Consider the following 20736-nt stretch of genomic DNA (forward strand, 5'->3'; position numbering starts at 1 on the left):
GTAAAACTTCATTCATTGGATCATTTGCACGTTGACTATTCGTTCGGTCCATACGACGTGCGTTACATAGACCTAGCATTCTGATCGTTATTTTTACTTACCGTTAGGCTCTTTTCGTTAGTATTGGGACTGCGCTTACTCGTTCCATCGAAGACAATTGTTGCTTTTAAATCTTCGTACTTGATATAAAAGACTACGCAGTGCCAATTCTTACAAACGTTAGTTGAGAGCAGCGATTCGCTACGGAAACACATTTCGCGCACCTTAGGGCGGCTGGTGAGCCTCCTTGTGCTGGCGCACTGCGGGGTCTCACCGATGCCTTTCCTCCCGCAGTAGTCTTCATGTGTTTCCCCCGCTGATTCAGATGATCCTGCAACTTCATCAAAAAAATTATATTGTTTAATTATATAACAAATATAGCCATGCACTCTTATGAAGGTTGATTAGAGCGGAGTACAGTCGACTCCTCGAAAATAAAAGCCAATTTTCTTCGTGCGATGCAATGCTGCCGTAGCCTTCCTTGTCCTGCGGGAGCAATGGTCTTCGGCGGGGCGAGTAACCGCACCGCAGTCCCAGTCCCAATCTTTTAGAAAACAGCCTACCGTTAAAATTCGAAAAAAATATAACTGTTTTTATTGTAGCATATTTTGTAAAGAAAAACGCTATTGCACGTTTGTTTATACGTGTTCCTAAGAAGATCTTATTTGCCATGTTCACCGGACTTTTTGAACATCCTCTTAAAGTATTTAAACATAAGAAAAACGCAGGCAACAATACCTACGCATTTTCTTTATCTCACCGAATCTCTTATGAGCGTGTTTAAAAATAAATTTATTATAGAAATAACAATCGATGCAAGAATCGCCATACCAAACCCTTCAATCACAAAGGAATCATCCATTAATGCCTGTGTAATCATCAGTGTGATGGCATTGATCACAAACAAGAACAACCCAAGGGTTAAAACCGTTATAGGTAAGGTGAAAAGAACTAAAATCGGCTTTATAATAACATTCAAAATAGATAAAATGAAACTTGCTAATAATGCTGCTGGGAATCCTTCTAGCTGAAAAGAATTAAATAATTGTGAAACTGCAATTAATGCAACGGCATTTAATACGATCGTAATTAGCCAACGTAACAGCATTAATAGATCTCCCTTTCATTCGGTATGATAAAAATGGCGACTAAATAAATTAGCGCAAATGTAAATATACTCATAAACAATAGAATAACAAAGGCTAACCGCATAATCGTTGCATCTATATTAAAATATTCAGCAAGGCCGCCTAGTATTCCAGCCACCATTCTATTCGTATTAGACCGGTAAAGTTTTTTCATGTGATTGCCTCCTCCCTTTTTAATTTTCCTGTTAGCCTATTTTTGTAAACACGCTTTTATAATTTATGCCCTTTTATGAAGAAATGATTCTGATTATTGTAAGAGGATTTTTCGAGGTAGACAATTGCTCAATCATTGAGGGGATAAATCCTTGCTATAATAGCAAGGAGAGCCCTTATTAATCTTCAAAATTCCATGTAAAGAATTGTTCTGTACTAAATCTTTCTTTGATGTCTTCATTAATAATATATTCTCCATCTTTTTGTGTAAACTGACTAAGAATCCCATCAACTTGAGAGCTATGTGCTGATATTGCTTCCATTTTTGTATCAAAGTAATGGGTAATATCATTTGAAATATCCGGTATACCAATTTCTTCATAATAGGTATTGGTAATTGCCTGTGCCCAAACGGTTGGACGTTTTTCAGGATTTATTAATCTTACAGCTTCAATCGCCGCTGCTCCTAATGCATTATGATCCGGGTGTACAGCATGATCCGGGTAATGTGTAATCACAAGGCTGGGTTGGATCTCTTCTAAAATACCTTTCAAATGTGCTGCCACTTCTCCGCGATCCTCATACTCCATCGTTTTATCTCGATAGCCCAACATTTTTAACTCGACATCAAGAACATTACATGCCTTGACCAATTCCTCTTTTCGTATTTCAGGTAACGATTCTCGGTTGGCAAATGGTGGTGTTCCCATATTTCTTCCCATTTCCCCCAATGTTCCACATAAATAGGTTACCGGAACTCCCTGTTTGCGAAATTGTGTAATTGTACCAGCCGCTCCAAACGATTCATCATCCGGATGTGGGTAAATAACTACTACATGTTTTTCCATTACTTTCCCTACTTTCCTTAAGCCTTAATATTGAAAAGGAACTTCACTAATTTCTAATGCTACCATCAAGCGTCCATTACGGTCATGACCAGCAAGCAATAATTCTTTCTTTTCGGTTAGTTCCCAATCGGTTAAGCCTTCTGCGTAAATCCAACCCATTTCCAATTTCAAACCAACGCGATATATCTTATCATCTTTGATTATTTTTGCTTGATTAAATGAAACTTGTGCATTTCGGATATAAGCTCCGACATTGTATGCATTTTCGTCTAAATGGCTTGCATATGCTCCATTTGTCGTTTCCAAATGAATGTAAACATCTTTTTCTACAAAGTCATTTAAAATTTCCTGAACTTCATTACTATCAATCGTCTTCATCTATTTGAGCCTCCCCAGACACTTCTATCATTACCTTACCCAATGGAAAGGATCACGTCAAAAATTTCGTGCTTTATCGTTGATTGGAATTCTCCCTAATTATTTGTTAAAGACTGTTTTCTAAAAGATTGGGACTGGGACTGCGCTTACTCGTCCCACCGAAAAAAATTGTTGTTTTTGGCACAAAATCTATAGAAGACGACGTAACTACCAGGTTGATTTCCGCTGCGTACAGTCGCTTTCCGCGGGCACGGCTTCAGCCTTCGACGCACAGGACGTGCTAGTGCAGGTTTTGCGACAGGACGTCGCGAACTTAACCTGCCTCGCAGGAAACCGCTGCTGCGGGGTCTTCAGACTCGTGCTATTCCCGCAGGAGTCGACTGTACTCCGCTCCAATCAACCTTCATGAGAGTGCATGGCTATATTTGTTATATAATTAAGTAATTTTGATGAAGTTGCATCTTACCAGCGTAGGAAATACACGGAGACTCCTGCGGGAACAGTGGCCAGAGTGAGACCCCACAGTGCGTTAAATGATGAAGGCCAACTAAAACCGCCCTTTGCGGGCAACGTCGGCATACCCCTTGCCGGGGCAAGGAGGCTCACGGGTCACCCTAAGGTGCGCGTAGTGTATTTCCGCAGCGGTATGTTACGTCGTCTTTTATATCGACTCCGAAGATTTAAAAACAACAATGCTACGAAAAGAGCCTTGTTAAGTTAGTAAACTTAGCAATTGTTAAAGGGATTCTTAGAAAGAGTTCTTTGCTTTATTAGGTAGCTAATTCTTACTGCATAAGTGCAGGCTTTGGCTTATCGCCATTAAAAGATTGGCGATAAGTCAAGTTTTCTAAAAACCCTTATACTTTGAAGTGCAAGCCTTTCGGTGAATGCAAGAGCCTGTAATTATGCAAATAGTTTTATAGGATTAAAGGAAGGTAGCAAACCTTCTTATCAGGCCTGCTACCTTATTTTGTTCCTGTACTAGATGCAACTTTTTCTTTCTTAGCAAATGATTCTTCCATTCGCTTTCGATCCCGGTCCAGAATTGGTTTTAAGTAGTGACCGGTGTACGAAGCTTCTACTTCGGCAATTTGTTCTGGTGTTCCTGTTGCTATTATTTCTCCACCGCGGTCGCCACCTTCTGGGCCTAAATCAATAATATGATCTGCTGTTTTAATAATGTCCATATCGTGTTCGATAATTAAAACAGAATCCCCATTATCAACCAGACGCTGTAATACGCTTAATAGACGTTTAATATCATCTACATGCAACCCTGTTGTCGGCTCATCCAAGATATAAAATGACTTACCGGTTGAGCGTTTATGCAGCTCACTTGCTAACTTGACACGCTGCGCTTCCCCGCCTGATAATGTTGTTGCAGTCTGCCCGAGTCGAATATACCCAAGCCCAACATCATAAATCGTTTGCAGTTTCCGTTTGATTTTAGGAATAGGAGCAAAGAAGTCAAGCGCCTCTTCAATTCGTAACTCCAACACTTCTGCAATGCTTTTTCCTTTGTATTTTACTTCCAGTGTTTCACGATTATATCGTTTCCCGTGGCATACTTCACACGGAACATAGACATCCGGAAGAAAATGCATTTCAATTTTTATGATGCCGTCACCACGACATGCTTCACAACGACCGCCTTTTACATTAAAGCTAAAGCGTCCTTTCTTATAGCCACGTACTTTGGCTTCATTCGTCTGTGCAAAAATATCCCGAATATCATCAAACACACCAGTGTATGTTGCAGGATTGGATCGTGGCGTCCGACCAATTGGTGATTGATCAATATCGACTATTTTATCAATATGATCCAAACCTTTTATTTTTTTATGTTTTCCTAGTTTAACTTTGGCACGATTTAGTGATTTTGCCAATGATTTATATAAAATATCGTTCACCAATGTACTTTTTCCAGATCCCGAAACACCGGTTACGACGGTTAACACTCCTATTGGGAATTTGGCCGAGACGTTTTTTAGGTTATTTTCCTCTGCCCCTACAATTTCTACCTTGCGTTTATCTGGTTTACGACGCTTGGCAGGTATGGGAACAAAATTTTCACCAGCTAAATACTTACCTGTCAATGACTTTTGGTTTTTCATTACTTCTTCAGGCGTACCACTGGCGACAATCTCACCACCATGTTCACCAGCACCAGGTCCAATGTCAACTAACCAATCCGCTGCAAGCATGGTATCTTCATCATGCTCGACAACAATTAACGTGTTATCCAAGTCACGCATACGTTTCAATGTATCAATCAATCGATTATTATCACGCTGGTGAAGGCCGATCGATGGTTCATCAAGTACATATAAGACTCCAGCTAATGCTGACCCGATCTGCGTGGCAAGACGAATTCGCTGCGCTTCCCCGCCAGATAAAGTTCCTGCCGCCCTTGATAAGGTTAAATAATCCAAGCCTACGTTATTCAAAAATTCAAGCCGGTTGTCAATTTCTTTTAAAATCATCTGGGCGATTTGCTGTTCCTTTTCCGTTAAATCAAGATTCCTGAAAAAATCGTTAGCCTCTACAATCGAATAATTCGTTACGCTGCTAATATGTTTCCCGTTTATCAAAACGGCCAATGCTTCTTCTTTCAACCGATGTCCTTCACAAGTGGGACAATCCTTTTGTGCCATATATTTTTCCAATGTTTCACGAATAAAATCAGAGGATGTTTCCTTATAGCGCCTAGACACATTATTCAAGACACCCTCAAACTGGACTTCATTATCTCGAACCTTGCCAAAGTCATTCTTATAATAAAAATGGATTTTTTCCTTCCCGCTACCATATAAAATTTTATCCATTTGCTCTTTCGGAATTTTTTTAACTGGAATATCCATTTTAATCCCATAATGGTCGCAGACACTTTTCAATAATTGCGGATAATACTGGGAACTAATTGGTTCCCATGCGGCAATCGCATGCTCGTTTAATGTTTTATCCCAATCTGGAATCACCAACTCAAGATCTACTTCTAGATTTGTCCCCAGCCCATCACATGCCGAACAAGCCCCAAATGGGCTGTTGAATGAAAATAAGCGTGGCTCTAGTTCCCCAATGGAGAAGCCGCAGACCGGGCAGGAATGATTTTCATTAAATAATAATTCTTCCTCTCCGATAACATCTACAATTAACTTGCCCTCTCCAAGTCTCAAAGCTGTTTCGATCGAATCACTCAGACGACTTGCTACACCTTCTTTCACAACAATGCGGTCAACCACCACTTCAATCGAATGCTTTTTATTCTTCTCAAGCTGGATATCATCCGTCACTTCGCGCATTTCATTATCCACACGCATCCGAACATAGCCTTCCTGTTTTAGCTTTTCAAAGATTTTTACATGTTCCCCTTTTCGCCCTGAAATAATCGGTGCTAAAATTTGCATCTTGGTTCGTTCCGGATATTCCAAAATTCGATCTACCATTTGCTGTATCGTCTGTGAGGTGATCTCAATCCCATGATTCGGACAAGTTGGACGCCCAGCGCGTGCATAGAGTAGTCGTAAATAATCATAGATTTCGGTTACTGTTCCAACCGTGGAACGCGGGTTCCTACTCGTTGTTTTTTGGTCAATCGAAATGGCCGGTGACAGGCCGTCAATGGCATCAACATCCGGCTTATCCATTTGACCTAAAAATTGACGCGCGTAGGCGGAAAGTGATTCGACGTAACGACGCTGTCCCTCTGCGTAAATGGTGTCGAACGCTAGGGATGATTTTCCAGACCCGGATAAGCCTGTCATGACAATCATTTTATTTTTTGGAATGGTTACATCGACATCTTTCAAGTTATGTGCTCTTGCACCTTGTACTTTTATTGATTTACTAGGCATATCATATTCACGCTCCTGCTTTAAGCTCAAGTAAAATATCACGAAGCTCTGCCGCTTTCTCAAAGTCAAGCGCTTTTGCAGCTTCCTTCATTTCTTTTTCCATTTGCTCGATGGCTTTTGTTTTCTCTTTTCCAGATAGTTCTGTCAGGCTCTTTGTCTTTTCATTGTATTCTTCCTGATCTTCTGCTGCAACTGTTGCACGTATGACATCACGGACTTCCTTCTTGATGGTTGTTGGTGTAATATGATGCTGTTCATTATACGCTATTTGTATATTGCGACGTCGGCTTGTTTCATCTATCGCTGCCTGCATTGAATCGGTAATACGATCGGCGTACATCACCGCTTCCCCGTTTTCATTTCGCGCGGCTCTTCCCATTGTTTGGATCAAGGAACGTTCCGAGCGAAGGAAGCCTTCTTTATCGGCATCCAGTATGGCAACAAGCGAAACCTCTGGTATGTCCAGACCTTCACGTAATAAGTTTATTCCTATGAGTACATCATACTTTCCAACCCTTAGGTCACGAATAACCTCAATTCGTTCCAGGGTTTTGATCTCAGAATGGAGGTAGGCAACTTTGATACCGAGTTCCTTTAAATAATCCGTTAGATCTTCTGACATTTTTTTCGTTAGCGTGGTTATCAGAACCCGCTCGTTTTTTTCGCTTCGTTTATTAATTTCACCAATTAAATTATCAATCTGCCCATCGATTGGGCGTACATCAATCTTGGGATCCAGTAATCCTGTTGGCCGAATAATTTGCTCTGTCATCTCTGGCGAATGTTCCTTTTCGTAAGGACCAGGTGTTGCTGAAACGTATACGAGTTGATTTGTTTTCGTCTCAAACTCTCCAAATTTCAATGGTCGATTATCTAAGGCAGAAGGTAGCCTGAATCCATGATCAACCAGTACCTGCTTCCGTGCCTGGTCGCCATTATACATCCCTCGTACTTGTGGCAATGTCGCATGTGATTCATCGACCACAACTAGAAAGTCATCTGGAAAGTAATCAAATAAGGTATACGGGGTTGCTCCTGAATCCCTAAGTGTTAAATGCCTCGAATAATTTTCGATACCTGAACAAAAACCCATTTCCTGTAGCATTTCAATATCATAATTCGTTCGTTGTTCAATGCGCTGTGCTTCCAGAAGTTTATCCGCTGCACGCAGTTCTTTTAAACGGACTTCTAATTCGCTCTCGATATTGGCAATTGCCTTTTTCAACTTTTCCTCTCGGGTAACATAGTGAGATGCTGGGAAAATTGCTATATGCTCTCGGTCGCCAATAACTTCACCGGTTAAAACATCCACTTCCCTAATTCGATCTATTTCATCACCAAAAAATTCAAAACGAACACAAAGTTCTTCCCTAGAAGCAGGTATTACTTCTACAGAATCTCCCCGTACACGAAATGTTCCACGTTTAAAATCAATATCATTTCGAGCATATTGAATATCGACTAAATTACGCAATAACTCATCACGATCTATTTCCATTCCCATTCTCAGTGAGAGCACTTGGCTATTGTATTCTTCTGGAGAACCTAAACCATAAATACACGATACACTGGCTACAATTAAGACATCATTTCTTTCAAAAAGCGATGAGGTAGCTGAATGACGTAATTTATCTATTTCATCATTAATACTTGCATCTTTTTCAATGAATGTGTCTGTTGAAGGTACATAAGCTTCTGGCTGATAGTAGTCATAAAAACTAACAAAATACTCCACAGCATTATTCGGAAAAAATTCCTTAAACTCGCTATATAATTGACCGGCAAGTGTTTTATTATGGGCAATAACTAATGTTGGTCGATTAATTTCCTGTACGACATTGGACATGGTGAATGTTTTTCCCGTACCTGTTGCCCCAAGTAATGTTTGATGCCGTTGTCCAGCCTGAATTTTTTCAATGATTTCTTTAATTGCCTTTGGTTGGTCACCAGATGGTTCATAATGCGACACTAGCTCAAATTTATTTTCCATAACGCATGCCTCCGTTCTTATCAATCTTTAGTTTACCATATCTATATAATTATTTTAACATAGTTGCGAACGAATATTCGATTATTTTGCCTGCCTTCATACCTTTACAGTATTACCCGTATTTAATGAAAGGCAATCATTTGCAGGTTAACCTTTCAATAGAAAACTTCGGAATTCGACAAGCCTTGCTTTCGGAGTGAATTAAATAGGAACGTTTTATGCTTTTCTATTTGCTAAAAGAAAAAACATTAGCATATTAGCGCTAATGTTTTTCAATATCTGAGATGCTTATTATTTCATTTAAAATTTCCACCATTGGTTTTGTTTCTAAACTGTGATGATAGCCTTCTAAATGATGTTCCAAGTGCTCTTGCTTCTCTTTATCGGAAAAATAGGTCACTATTTGAGTTTCTACGGATTGATGCGTATCTATCGGAATAGCCAGTTGTAATTGCTTTAATTGTTCCAGATTGACCTTTTCCTGCCCTGGTAGTGCATTGCATACAAATAGAACTTTACGCTTCATAAGAGATTCACTTACTGTAACTCCACCAGGCTTCGTTAACACAGCATCAACCTTATCATATAAATGGTTCATTTCTTCCTTCGATTCGATATAAGGGAGTGGCGTAACATTTGGATTTCGCTTATTCATGAGTTTCGTATATAAGCCTTCATTTTCTCCGCATAGAACATAATAGTGAAGTTTCTTTCTTGATTCATTGTTTGGTAATAATTCATCAATAGCCCCCACTCCTAGACTCCCGCCAGTGACTAACACATTGATTCCTTGATTTTCCGCTGATTGCTCTTTTTTTTCATGAAAGGCAGCATCTACTGGAATGCCCGTAACGAAAATTTTATCCGCTTCTACACCATTACGCATTAGAAATTCTTTCACCAACTTAGAAGGAACAATATGATAGTCTACCCCATCAATTCCCCATATGTGATTGACAAAATAATCTGTATAGACATTTACGATAACGCTATTTAGTTTTCCACTTCTTTTTAACAGGCCCGCAATATGTGATGGCAATGCGTGTGTACAAAACAAGATAGAAGGGTTGTTTTCTTTCATAAGCCTTTTAAATGAATACGTAAATAACGCTTCAAAAAGGAATTGCCGTCTCCTTTTCGAAAGTTTCTTATTTGCCACCCGGCTGTAAATCCAATCATATGCTTGCGGAAGCATTTGAATCCAGGCCAAGTATGTCGAAGAGACCAATCCTTCTATCCTTCCGTAACTATAGGATAAAATATCAACTTTATGACAACGAATACGGCGATTCACTTTTTCCAGTTCATCCATTAACGTATTGGCAACATGATGATGTCCGGTCGTAATTTGCATAAAGGGTAAAAATAATGCTTCTTTCTTATCCAGCATTTCCATGTCCTCAACTCCAACTATTATCCTGCAATTACCAATGAAAAACATGTATAGCGATGTTACACTCCTTATTGGGAGGGAAAACCATGACTTATATTTTAATTTCACTTATTTTAATCACATTTAGTTATCTAATTTACAAAGCATATAAAAATACAAAAGATATACAAATCAATAAAGTTAAAGTTGAAACGGGAGACCCATTAACTCATACTTCATCACTTTCTATTCTTCACTTATCCGATCTACACTTGGAAAACATCTCCATTACGCCTACAGAATTAGCAGTGAAATTGAAGCAAGAGTCGCCTGACCTGATTGCCCTAACTGGGGACTTCTTAGACCGCAAACGTACCATCCCCAAATTGGCTCCCTATCTAAAAGTCCTACAGGAAATTGCCCCCAAGCATGGCATGTATGCCGTACTTGGAAACCATGATTATGTTTTAAAAGATGAAGATTTAATAAAATTGAAAGACTTGCTTCATCAGTATGATTGTCATGTTTTACAAAATTCGAGTGAAACCATTTCTGTCAATGGTCAGTGGGTCAACATTATCGGTATTGATGATTACAGCACAAACCGAAGTGATCCAACATTAGCTTTCGATCAGGTTAAAGAAGGCACAAATCTCATTTTGACTCATGATCCAACTATCGTACTTGATATGAAAGACTATACGTTTGATTATTTATTAGCAGGACACTTTCACGGTGGTCAAATTTGTTATCCGAAAGCTTATCATCTTGTTAAAATGGGAAAGTTGGCACAAGAGAATATAATAAAAGGATTGCACATGCACAATAATTCTCCCTTTTATATCAGTGAAGGCCTTGGACAAACAGGGGTCAATATTCGAATAGGAAGTCGCCCTGAAATTACGCTCCATGACATGGCCATCAAATAGTGGAATGATATCTATTTAGCAAGGCATCTTTAGACATGAATAAGTAAACCGGATCTTGTTGGCTTGTATTGGCGATGTAATGAATAGGGAAAAAGGTGAACCTTTTATAGGTGCGGTAATAGGAATTTTTGATGGGGAATGACTCAAACCCTAGTCTATTCGCACCTTTATATAACGACGTAATTCCTATAATCCCCTTAATATTGCTACTCTTTTGATGTCCTATCGCATAATTAGCCAATCGTGGAAGCGCACGTTTCACTTTATGATAAATAAATACTGCTTTTTTCATATCGCTTTCAATCCTGTTTAATTCACTCAACATTCTAACATTATGCAAATGTATTTTAATGAGTAAATCATTTTTGTGGATAATAGTTCCGTCATGAAGCCTTACCTCATTGCCTTGGTAACTTGTAAGTCGTATCCGAAACAAGGTGTTAGCTACTTCATTTTCAGGCAAATAATGCAAACGCGAACAGGTGTAATAAATGGGGTCAATCACATTCCATACCCCTAGTAAATAGCTTCTCATCAGGCTGCTCCCTTTCTTTTTAATGAGTCATAACTAGTTTGTTTAGTAAAGGGGTAAAATATGAAAGGTATTTTTTAGCAGATAAAAAGTATATAACCTTTCTTACTGCCTAAAAGCAAAGAACGCTTTCTAAGAAATATGGCTAAAGTTCACCATAAAAAGCTTCGATTCGCGATTGAATCGAAGCTTTTTATGATTTTCTTATGACTACTAGCCCATTGGAACTTGTGAAACGACTTTTCCTTCTATACGTTCAAATATATCATCCAAATCATGACCAGTTATCGTAAGGCCATGATTCTTAAGTCCAATGATTGCTTGGGATGGATTTTCGTCATTTCGTACTGCTTCAGCTACAGCCTCTGCCAACTGAATGGTTCCACAAGGATAATTAATTTCTGTTGCTTTCACACCTTCGATCCATCCATGTATATGAACGATTGCTCCAACACTTGGATGTTCCTTATAAATCATCCAATGTTCTATAGCATCAACGGAGGCCCTTTTTGGAGTGACCTCGGGAGGCACACTAATTTCCATCGCGTTACTTCCAGAATTAAAGCCAGTTATATATAACAGATCCTTTCCAACAACCTGCAAATTGGCTTTGTCCACACCACTCGCGCTCATCCAAAAGTTAGTTTCACTTTCTCTGCTGCTAAGGTTGCCGTAACTAAGACCACCAATCCCATACAATTTTTTCAAATGTCGCATATCACGGGTCGTTAAATAACTCTCGAGTGGAAATGGAGCAGGCAATAAGTTCATATCATCCAATTTTTTACCTGATACATACATTTTTTCTGTTCGTTGATTTCCATCCCATAAACTTTTATGAAGATTATCTTTAAAATCATTGTTAATGACTAATTGTGAGGAAGCAACCGGCTCTAATCTTTCATATACTTTTTGGAAAAAGGAAGTTTCCTCACGTTGTTCATACGCTAATTTGTAAAATCCTTGTTCAGGCGTAACAAAATATATCTCCGTTTTATCTTTCTTATGTAAGATATATATGAGATGATTCGCTAAAGACCTGATCAAATAAGGATACGCAGATTCAAATGTATTCTCAGGCTCCTCATGTTTCTCTATAACAGAAACCACAAAAGTTGCTTGGGCTTTCCTGCGGTAAGGGCGTGGTCTCTCTTCATTGAGAACATTAAAGACTATCCTTAAATCATCATCCCCTTCTTCGGCATATTCATATCCTTCTGTCGAAAATTTTTGCTTGATTCCATCGATAAACCAAGTGAGAAAAGAAGTTCGTACGTCTCCTGCTACTGCAAACTGATTCAAGGTAATTCCTCCTCTTATTTTTAACGTCTTGACATATTACGGTTCAAAAACGACTTTCATTGCTGCACTATTATTCTTATTTGTAGCTGTATATAAAGCATTTTTATAATCTTCAAGCGAAAACTGATGCGTAATTAATGGGGAGAGGTCAACTTTTCCAAGACGCATTAATTCAATGGCAATCTCAAACGTTCTTACTCTTTTCCCTTGATAATCCTCCGTGCTATACGCAAAGCTTCCCTTTATATCTAATTCATTGAGCCATACCATTGTCCAATCAATTCCATCCATCACACCAGCAAGCCCTACAAGAACAACTTTTCCACCACTTTTGGCAAATCGAAGCCCATCGTTAACACTTTGCTTTTTACCAACACACTCAAAAACGACATCTGCTCCTCCCTGTATCACCTCTGTTCCATAAAGTGGTTTTAAAACTTTTCCATCAAGGGATTTTGCTAATTCATTCGTATACGTCGATTTACGCAAAAAAATAATATCATCTGCCCCGTAATGGGATGCAAATTCAGCTTGGAGCTCATGTTTAACTAAAGCAATAATTTTACAATCAATATCTAGTGATCGAATAGCTGCAATAATGCTAATTCCAATCACTCCTCCTCCAATGACAAGAACGGTATCATTCTTACTAGGAGGATTCTGCAAGACGCTATGTAAGGCGCAACTAAAAGGTTCAATCATTGCTCCATTCAAATCTCCTACTTCTTGAGGGAGTTTAAAAACCTGGCTTTTATGTGCAACCATATAGGAACTCCAACCTCCACCAGTATCCCGGCAAGAACCAATTAATAAGCCTGGAGATATTTCACCTTCCGCTTTATATACACATAAACTAAAGTTTCCGTGTCGGCATGCAGAACATGGATGCTCAATCCCTCTTGGTTCACAAGAGAGTATCGGATCAATGGCCACTCGTTCCCCTATATTTAGCTGGGAGACCGTAGAACCAACTTCGTTTATTTCGCCAACAATCTCATGACCTATTGTGAAAGGAAACGATGCATATGGGGAAATAGCTGGACTATCGTTTAGAGAAATAAGATTAAGGTCACTGCCACATATACCACCATACTTCACTTTCACCTTCACCCAATTCTCATTCGGCAATACTAGTTCAGATTGATCGCCAAGTTGTACACAGGAACTCTTTGAATTCCAATAGAAAGACGGCATCAATTTCCCAGCTAGTTTACTAAAAACATAACGGGGCAACTTATAATCAAATTGCAATTCTTTCACCATAAATCACCACCTTATTTTCCAGAATAACGAATAATAACATCCTGCCCCAGTTCATTTTTATTATTCAACGATCACCTTAAAATAGGCTCTATCACTTATCCATTTCTTTCAAAGCCTCATCATAATCAAATTTAGCTAATGCGACAATCATCTTCATTAGGTTTTCCGCAAAACGCTTAGCGAAATAAATCATGATATCGTTGAACACTCCTTTCTGATAAACAAGTATAACCCCACCTGTCTTACTGCATAAGTACGGGGTTAGCTTACTCACAAAGATTGGCGTTAATCCAGGTCTTCTAAGTTTGCATTTATTCTATTCATACATGTTTATTTTGCACAAAAAGTATAGCTGCATTCAATTTATAGTGATTTGATAAAAATAATGAACATAAAACTGACTATTTTAACCATACTAATACTGGTCTTATTATGTATAAATATCACCTTAAGGATGATCTTGGTATGATAAAAAAATTAGTTATTGCGTTCATCGCCTTTATTCTAATCTTAGCTGTCATTAACTGGTACGGTATAGCTACTCCGACAAAGGACATAGAAGATCAATCATTAAACCCTTCTTCTAAACCTGTTGTATTTTTACTTGTCGACTCCTTAATGGACGAACCTTTACAAAAAGCTATTGAAGAGGGAAAGGCGCCTGCTCTCGAATATTTAGCTGCAAATGGAAACTATTTGCCTGAAATAGTAAGTTCGTATCCTACCATGTCTGTCTCAATTGATAGCACATTGTTAACCGGTACTTACCCTGATCAGCATCGTATTCCAGCACTTGCCTGGTTTAATAAAGAAGATAATCGCCTAATAAACTATGGCAGCAGTGTAATGGAAGCCTACAACCTTGGTTTTAAGAACATCTTGCACGACACTGTTTACAATTTAAACCAGGAGCATTTAAGTGAAAATGTCAACACCATATTTGAAAAATTGGATGAAAGACAGATGAATTCTGCTTCACTAAATGGGCTGATCTATCGAGGAAATCAAAGTCATAGCCTAGAGATTCCGAGAATACTCCCTGCATTTAATCTCTTGTCCGGTGAAGTAAGTGTCAATGGACCTTCCCTATTATCAGTTGGCAGCTTATCACAATTTAATCCTGAAAATAATCGTCACAATAATTTTTGGCAAAAACTAGGGATTAACGATACCTTTACTGCCAATGAACTGAAGTACCTTATTCAAAATGACACCCTACTTTCCTTTACACTAGCCTATTTCTCTGATCTTGATCAGCGGGTTCATGAAGAGGGGCGAATGGATATAGAAGGAATTGAAGAAATCGACAAACATTTACAAGAACTTTTAAATGAATACCCCACCTGGGAGGAAGCACTGGAAGAAGTAATATTTATCGTGTACGGGGATAGTGGCCATTCTCACATTGAAAAGGATGAGTCAAAAGCGTTAATCGATTTAAATTCACTGTCAGATACTTACGAGCTTTCAAGTTTAGGAGACCCCATTCGTAGTGAAGATCAAGTTGTCCTTGCTGTCAATTCACGTATGGCATATATAAATCTGTTAGATGATGAAATAGGTTATACAGAAATGGCTTCCCATTTAATTGAAGATGACAGAATTGGTTTTATCGCATGGGAAGACGAGCGTGGGAATCATGTTATATCACCAGACTCAGATGATCAGCTGACTTTCAAACCACAAGGACAATATGTGGATGAATATAATCAGGAATGGGATTTAAGTGGCGACTTTTCCATATTGGATTTCTCTGTTAAAGGGGAAAACAGAATAGAATATGGGGATTATCCCGATGGACTTGCCCGTTTATATGGGGCGCTTCACTCTCATGATGGCCGTTATCTAATCGTCGATGCTAAGCCTGGTCATGAATTCATTGGCGATTATTCTCCTACCCATCTTGGTGGTGGCGGACACGGTTCATTACATGAACAAGATTCCCTTACCCCGCTGATTACAACCGGAACTGACATCGAACCTGAACATAAACGCATCGTAAATTTTAAAGACTGGATACTTGAACTAACCAGTGATTAAAAAAGGAAGGAAAAGGCTTTTTACTAAAGTTTTTGACACAAAATTTATAAAAGACAACGTAATTTACCAGGTTGATTGCCGCTGCGTACAGTCGCTTTCCACGGGCACGGCCTCAGCCTTCGACGCACAGGACGTGCTAGTGCAGGTGTTGCGACAGGACGTCGCGAACTTAACCTGCCTCGAGAAAACCACTCTGCGGGGGCTTCAGACTCGTGCTGGGGTCGACTGTACTCCGCTCCAATCAACCTTCATAAGAGTGCATGTATATTTGTTATATAATTAAGCAATATAATTTTTTTGATGAAGTTGCAGGATCATCTGAATCAGCGGAGGAAACACATGAAGACTCCTGCGGGAGGGAAGGCCTCGGTGAGACCCCACAGTGCGTAGCACGAGGAGGCTCACCAGCCGCCCGCGGAAAGCGAAATGTGTTTCCGTAGCGAATCCCTGCTCTCAACTAGCGTTTGCAAAAGAAATTGTCACTGCGTCGCCTTTTATATAAACTGCGGCGGTTTAAAAGCAACAATTGTCTTCGGCGGGACGAGTAAACGCAGTCCCAATACGTACGAAAAGCGCCTTAGAAAAAGAATCGACATCACCTATAGTATGGATCGAAACAGAGGTTTTGTTATGAATAAAACATATAAACAAGCTTTAATAATTTTCAATCCTGAATCAGGAAATAAGAAAAACCATAAATCGATCGACCTTATCATAGATAAGCTATCAGACATTGGTTATAACGTAACGGTCCAACAATCTATGTTAGAGGATAACAGGGATAATCCAGTGAAAATAGCATGCGAATATAAATGGGATGCTATTTTTATTGCTGGTGGTGATGGGACAGTGAATCATACAATTCAATACCTGGCGAAACAAGCTTATCGACCGAAATTAGGAATTTTTCCATTTGGTACGAGCAATGAATTTGCAAAGATCATCGGAATGCCTTGTAACATTGAGGAAGTCTTAACTATTATTGAAAGGGGAAAAACAAAAACCATTGATATCGGAAAAATCGGTGACGATTACTTTGCAAATATTGCAGGAGCGGGGTGGTTGACAGATATTACATACAAAGCCTCTCCTATCCTGAAAACCTATTTTGGTGAATTTGCCTATAGTCTTTGTTTGATCAAAACATTACTATTTACAAAGCAACCAGCAAGCATTTCAATCAATGTTCCTTTGAACCAGCAATTTTCTGACCTATCTATCTTCATCATTATGAGCGGGAATTCTATAGGGCCATTGGAACAACTAATTGATACAACAACACCGCTTAAAGAAGGACACCTCCACCTGCTTACATGTAAAAGAACCAATCGATTTAAACTACTAATAGCTTTGCTGAGAAAAATGCTCCATATGACAGATAGCAACACACCCCTTACCTATTCCCAGGTAAATTCAGGTTCCTTTACAATTCCTGAATCATGCTTCGTAAATCTTGATGGCGAACAAACGAAAGTCACAAGTAAAGAATTTAACGTTCTTCCCCATCATTTCCATGTATTTACTGCTTTAAAAGAAAACTAATTATGCAAATAGAGTATATTTAAAGCACAAGAAGGCGATATTTTTAATAAAACATAAATAGGTGATGGCTTTGTATTGTGTTATTGTAAATGAAGCTGCAGGTAATGGGAGAGCTCTGAAAATTTGGCAGCATACGAAGAATACACTTCAGCAAAAGGGAATTCATTATCGTGTACGTTTTACGAAGTATTCTAATCACGCTACTGAATTTGCTCATGATATTGTGCAGCGGCAAGAAGCAAAGGCTGTCGTCGCAATAGGTGGGGATGGTACGATTCATGAAGTAATTAATGGATTAATAGGATCGAGTATACCATTAGGAATTATTCCGGCTGGGTCAGGAAATGATTTTTGCAGAGGTATGCGCATACCACTAAATTACGATCAAGCTATAAAACGAATTTTAAAGGATGAGCAGAAGGTGGTTGATGTCGGGCATATTAACGATAAATATTTTGCCACTATAGCAGGTATAGGATTTGACGGACAGGTGGCTCAGGAATCGAACAAGACAAAAAACAAAAAAATAATGAATGCAATAAGAATGGGAAGTATCCCTTATATCATTAATGTATTGAAAGTTTTGCTCTATTATAAACCAACCAGCGTCGATTTACATATTGATTCACAGAAAACCTCCCATCAAAAAGTGTGGTTAATTGCTATTGCTAATTCTCCTTTTTATGCTGGGGGAATGATGATTTGTCCAGATGCTAAAAACAATGATCAACTTTTTGATATTTGTATTATTAAAGGAATATCAAGGTGGAAACTTTTAAAAATATTCCCTTCCGTTTTTAAAGGAAAACATATTAACCACCCCTCTGTTACAACGCTAAAAGGAGAGAAACTGGAAGTATTATCAAACGCGTCTATGATAGCACACGGAGACGGCGAGATTATTGGTGAAACACCCTTTAACGTAAAGATCGCCAAATCAAACTTATACGTATTGTAAAGCAAAACTTCATTCAGTGGGGAGGCGACGCACAGTCCCAAATGATTTTCGGTGGGACGAGCATTCACGCGCATCTCCAGGACGCGCCGTATTTAGTCGGCCTGCCCGTTAAACTGCGATAAAAGACCTTTTAAATAGATAAATGTGCTTTTAACGGTAAAGAATCAGATGCTTTTGGTATGCTAGTTACAACATTTGCTTCAAGAACCTTCACACTAGGACTTACAAATATGTAGTCTAATCTTGACCTAGGTTGTAGTGATGGATAGGTACTTCCCTTTCCATCTCCTGCAAGATGCCAAACATCTTGAAACTCACTGGTCATCTTCTTCCATCCACCTGAACCAGACTTCATATTAAAATCCCCCATAATAATAACTGGGTGCGTATAGTCATTGACCTGATTTATCAAAAAATCTGTTTGAAGACGATGAATATACGGGTTAAGACTTAAATGGCTCACATTTAGTTGTACAACTTTTCATTTATTTGAATAGTGGAGTCAAGTATCGGTCTTCCTTCGATAAGACGTGATTTAACTTCAAACGGATACGTTTTTTGCTTATAATTGGATAACGAGACAAGATAGCATTACCATATTGTCGAAGTTCGGAATAGTGTTTTGGCGGTAAAGATAGCGACGGAGCGAAGGCATAGTCCATGTCCAACTCCCTAGCAAGCCAATTGGGTTGATCGATATGTAGACTCCGGGAATAATAGCGATCAATTTCATTAATACCAATAATTGCAGCATCACTTCTTTTTATAACCTCAGCTATTCTGTATAAGTCTAGTTGTTTATCCTTCCCCTTACCGTGGCGAATGTTATAAGTCATGACCTTCATTTCCACAAAATAGTCACCTTTCTCTTTCAATGTACTCCTAACATATCCGAATAATTTCATTTAATAATCGAATACTAAAACGAAACAGGTAGAAAAAATAAAAGGGTGTGGAATATTATGGATAACCGTCAAGTTATGTTGAATTCATTAATAACTATCGGTGCAGTCAGTGCTATTTACGGTATTACAAGAGGGGTTCAAAATGGAACATTTCAGCGATTGCCTAAAATATTTTCTAATGCAATGAATAATCCAACTATCCAAGAAATAAGACAACCCTTACAGAATATGATCAATAACCAAGATTCTCAGCATACAATAACTCCCTCACAAGGTGGAGTAGAAGAAACACAACAACAAATGGATAACATGAATCAATTATAATTTAGTCTGGAATTACAATAGTATTCAATTACATGGCGCTAAAAAAGCTTTCTACCCATACTGGATAGAAAGCTTTTTAAAACTGTTACTCTGTTACATTAATAACGCCCATGGCCCCTTTCGTTGCATGCTTAAACTGATGGGTTACGAATGGATATTCGCCTTCTTCTGTTACCGTGAATTCAACAACAGCCCCACCACTTGTTGGTAACATTACTGTCTGCATTCCTTCCAAGTGATTTGCTGGATTTCCGTCCAAGTAAACATCATCAAATAGCGTCCCAATAACGTGGAATGAACTCACTTCATTCGGACCTACGTTATTTACATAGAATCGAACTTTGTCGCCTACATTTGCTTCTAAAGGTTCGTCTTGCAATGCTCCAATGACACCATTTGTATTTGCCTGTCCTTCCTCAAGTGCTTTTGTAGAGAAAACGACTTGAGAAGGTTCATTATTTGTCATATCGTCTAAGTCATTGTATCTATACCATTCGTTTTGAATAATGACGTATTCTTCATCCACTTCGTCATCTGTTGGATAACCATCATCTGGATGTACGATAATTACGCCATGCATACCATTTGCAATGTGAGAAAGAACTGGGTCTGTTCCACAGTGATACATGAATACTCCAGGATTGTCTGCTTTATAAGAAAATCTCCCTTCTTCATTTGGTGCTACATCAGCAAACCCCTTATCTGGTGCTGTGTGTACTGCATGAAAATCCATACTGTGTGGTATTGCTGGATCCAAGTTGTCTAATGTAAAGTGGATGGTGTCCCCTTCATTTACTTCAACAAGTGGACCTGGCGCTTCCCCATTAAATGTCCATGCTTTATAATTATAGCCTTCTTCAATTTCAATATCCGTTATTTGTGCCGTCATCTTAACATATACATCTGACCCATCACGTTCTACTTCCAACGGAACTGGTTCCTGGTTCAAATCTTCATGGGATCCAATTACTTCTGGGGCTTCTTCTTCAGCACTTACCGTTTCGACCGCATCTTCTGCTTGGTCTTCTGATACTTCCGCTTCCCTATTCACATCTTCACCACAAGCAGTCAACAGCAAAACAGTTGCAATAATACCGACAATTAGAATAAAGTTTAGTTTTTTAAACAACTTACTCACCTCTCCATTTTTTAGTTGAGA

At 38.8% G+C, this 20736-nt stretch carries 18 protein-coding genes; 5 read left to right on the forward strand and 13 right to left on the reverse strand.

Translation table 11 applies throughout. The features are described from left to right. Positions 1-790: 790 nt before the first annotated feature. From OLD84_RS13125 to OLD84_RS13155, 7 genes are all read right to left on the reverse strand, one after another. Complete coding sequence (locus OLD84_RS13125; protein WP_209462606.1) at positions 791-1147, reverse strand: phage holin family protein; 357 nt, start codon at positions 1145-1147, stop codon at positions 791-793. Next, complete coding sequence (locus tag OLD84_RS13130) at positions 1147-1341, reverse strand: PspC domain-containing protein (RefSeq protein WP_209462605.1); 195 nt, start codon at positions 1339-1341, stop codon at positions 1147-1149. Before OLD84_RS13130 ends, OLD84_RS13125 begins: the two co-directional genes overlap by 1 nt. 178 nt (positions 1342-1519) lie before the next feature. Then, on the reverse strand, positions 1520-2188 hold the full coding sequence (gene bshB2, locus OLD84_RS13135) for a bacillithiol biosynthesis deacetylase BshB2 (protein ID WP_209462604.1): 669 nt from the start codon (positions 2186-2188) through the stop codon (positions 1520-1522). A gap of 24 nt (positions 2189-2212) precedes the next feature. Then, positions 2213-2566: a YojF family protein gene (locus OLD84_RS13140; protein WP_209462603.1), complete on the reverse strand. Its 354-nt coding sequence runs from the start codon at positions 2564-2566 to the stop codon at positions 2213-2215. A 965-nt stretch (positions 2567-3531) separates the two neighbouring features. Further along, positions 3532-6420 (reverse strand): excinuclease ABC subunit UvrA, encoded by a 2889-nt coding sequence (uvrA, locus tag OLD84_RS13145; protein WP_209462602.1) that lies wholly within the window; start codon positions 6418-6420, stop codon positions 3532-3534. A gap of 7 nt (positions 6421-6427) precedes the next feature. Next, positions 6428-8410 (reverse strand): excinuclease ABC subunit UvrB, encoded by a 1983-nt coding sequence (gene uvrB / locus OLD84_RS13150; protein ID WP_209462601.1) that lies wholly within the window; start codon positions 8408-8410, stop codon positions 6428-6430. A 262-nt stretch (positions 8411-8672) separates the two neighbouring features. Further along, entirely contained in the window at positions 8673-9800 is a 1128-nt protein-coding gene (locus tag OLD84_RS13155) for an MGDG synthase family glycosyltransferase (RefSeq protein ID WP_209462748.1), read from the reverse strand. 89 nt (positions 9801-9889) lie between these two features. On the opposite strand from OLD84_RS13155, the gene OLD84_RS13160 reads away from it, so the two are divergent. Beyond that, positions 9890-10711 (forward strand): metallophosphoesterase, encoded by an 822-nt coding sequence (locus OLD84_RS13160; protein WP_209462600.1) that lies wholly within the window; start codon positions 9890-9892, stop codon positions 10709-10711. Here OLD84_RS13160 and OLD84_RS13165 read toward each other — a convergent pair. The 3 genes from OLD84_RS13165 to OLD84_RS13175 form a co-directional block, all read right to left on the reverse strand. Next, on the reverse strand, positions 10704-11246 hold the full coding sequence (locus tag OLD84_RS13165) for a YkoP family protein (RefSeq protein WP_209462599.1): 543 nt from the start codon (positions 11244-11246) through the stop codon (positions 10704-10706). The genes OLD84_RS13160 and OLD84_RS13165 overlap by 8 nt on opposite strands. A 210-nt stretch (positions 11247-11456) precedes the next feature. After that, positions 11457-12545: a class II aldolase/adducin family protein gene (locus tag OLD84_RS13170; RefSeq protein WP_209462598.1), complete on the reverse strand. Its 1089-nt coding sequence runs from the start codon at positions 12543-12545 to the stop codon at positions 11457-11459. Between the two features lie 36 nt (positions 12546-12581). Beyond that, positions 12582-13805 carry a zinc-dependent alcohol dehydrogenase gene (locus OLD84_RS13175; RefSeq protein WP_209462747.1) on the reverse strand — a complete coding sequence of 408 codons (1224 nt, stop codon included), beginning with the start codon at positions 13803-13805 and terminating at the stop codon, positions 12582-12584. Positions 13806-14273: 468 nt separating this feature from the next. On the opposite strand from OLD84_RS13175, the gene OLD84_RS13180 reads away from it, so the two are divergent. From OLD84_RS13180 to OLD84_RS13190, 3 genes are all read left to right on the forward strand, one after another. Beyond that, positions 14274-15848, forward strand: coding sequence for an alkaline phosphatase family protein (locus OLD84_RS13180; protein WP_209462597.1), 1575 nt, complete (start codon positions 14274-14276; stop codon positions 15846-15848). Between the two features lie 630 nt (positions 15849-16478). Next, positions 16479-17390, forward strand: a complete 912-nt coding sequence (locus OLD84_RS13185) for a diacylglycerol/lipid kinase family protein (RefSeq protein ID WP_209462596.1) — start codon at positions 16479-16481, stop codon at positions 17388-17390. A gap of 64 nt (positions 17391-17454) precedes the next feature. Continuing rightward, positions 17455-18348, forward strand: a complete 894-nt coding sequence (locus OLD84_RS13190) for a diacylglycerol/lipid kinase family protein (RefSeq protein WP_319961196.1) — start codon at positions 17455-17457, stop codon at positions 18346-18348. A 130-nt stretch (positions 18349-18478) separates the two neighbouring features. On the opposite strand, the gene OLD84_RS13195 is transcribed toward OLD84_RS13190, so the two are convergent. Together OLD84_RS13195 and OLD84_RS13200 are read right to left on the reverse strand one after the other, a co-directional pair. Then, positions 18479-18811, reverse strand: a complete 333-nt coding sequence (locus OLD84_RS13195) for an endonuclease/exonuclease/phosphatase family protein (RefSeq protein ID WP_264917205.1) — start codon at positions 18809-18811, stop codon at positions 18479-18481. Between the two features lie 22 nt (positions 18812-18833). After that, positions 18834-19223 carry an endonuclease/exonuclease/phosphatase family protein gene (locus OLD84_RS13200; RefSeq protein ID WP_264917206.1) on the reverse strand — a complete coding sequence of 130 codons (390 nt, stop codon included), beginning with the start codon at positions 19221-19223 and terminating at the stop codon, positions 18834-18836. 87 nt (positions 19224-19310) lie between these two features. Here OLD84_RS13200 and OLD84_RS13205 point away from each other — a divergent pair, with 87 nt between their 5' ends. Then, positions 19311-19577 (forward strand): hypothetical protein, encoded by a 267-nt coding sequence (locus tag OLD84_RS13205; RefSeq protein WP_209462594.1) that lies wholly within the window; start codon positions 19311-19313, stop codon positions 19575-19577. Positions 19578-19662: 85 nt separating this feature from the next. On the opposite strand, the gene OLD84_RS13210 is transcribed toward OLD84_RS13205, so the two are convergent. Further along, entirely contained in the window at positions 19663-20706 is a 1044-nt protein-coding gene (locus OLD84_RS13210) for a multicopper oxidase domain-containing protein (RefSeq protein WP_245301512.1), read from the reverse strand. Positions 20707-20736 lie beyond the last annotated feature (30 nt).

It is taken from the genome of Virgibacillus natechei, from assembly GCF_026013645.1.
Taxonomy (GTDB): domain Bacteria; phylum Bacillota; class Bacilli; order Bacillales; family Amphibacillaceae; genus Virgibacillus_L; species Virgibacillus_L natechei.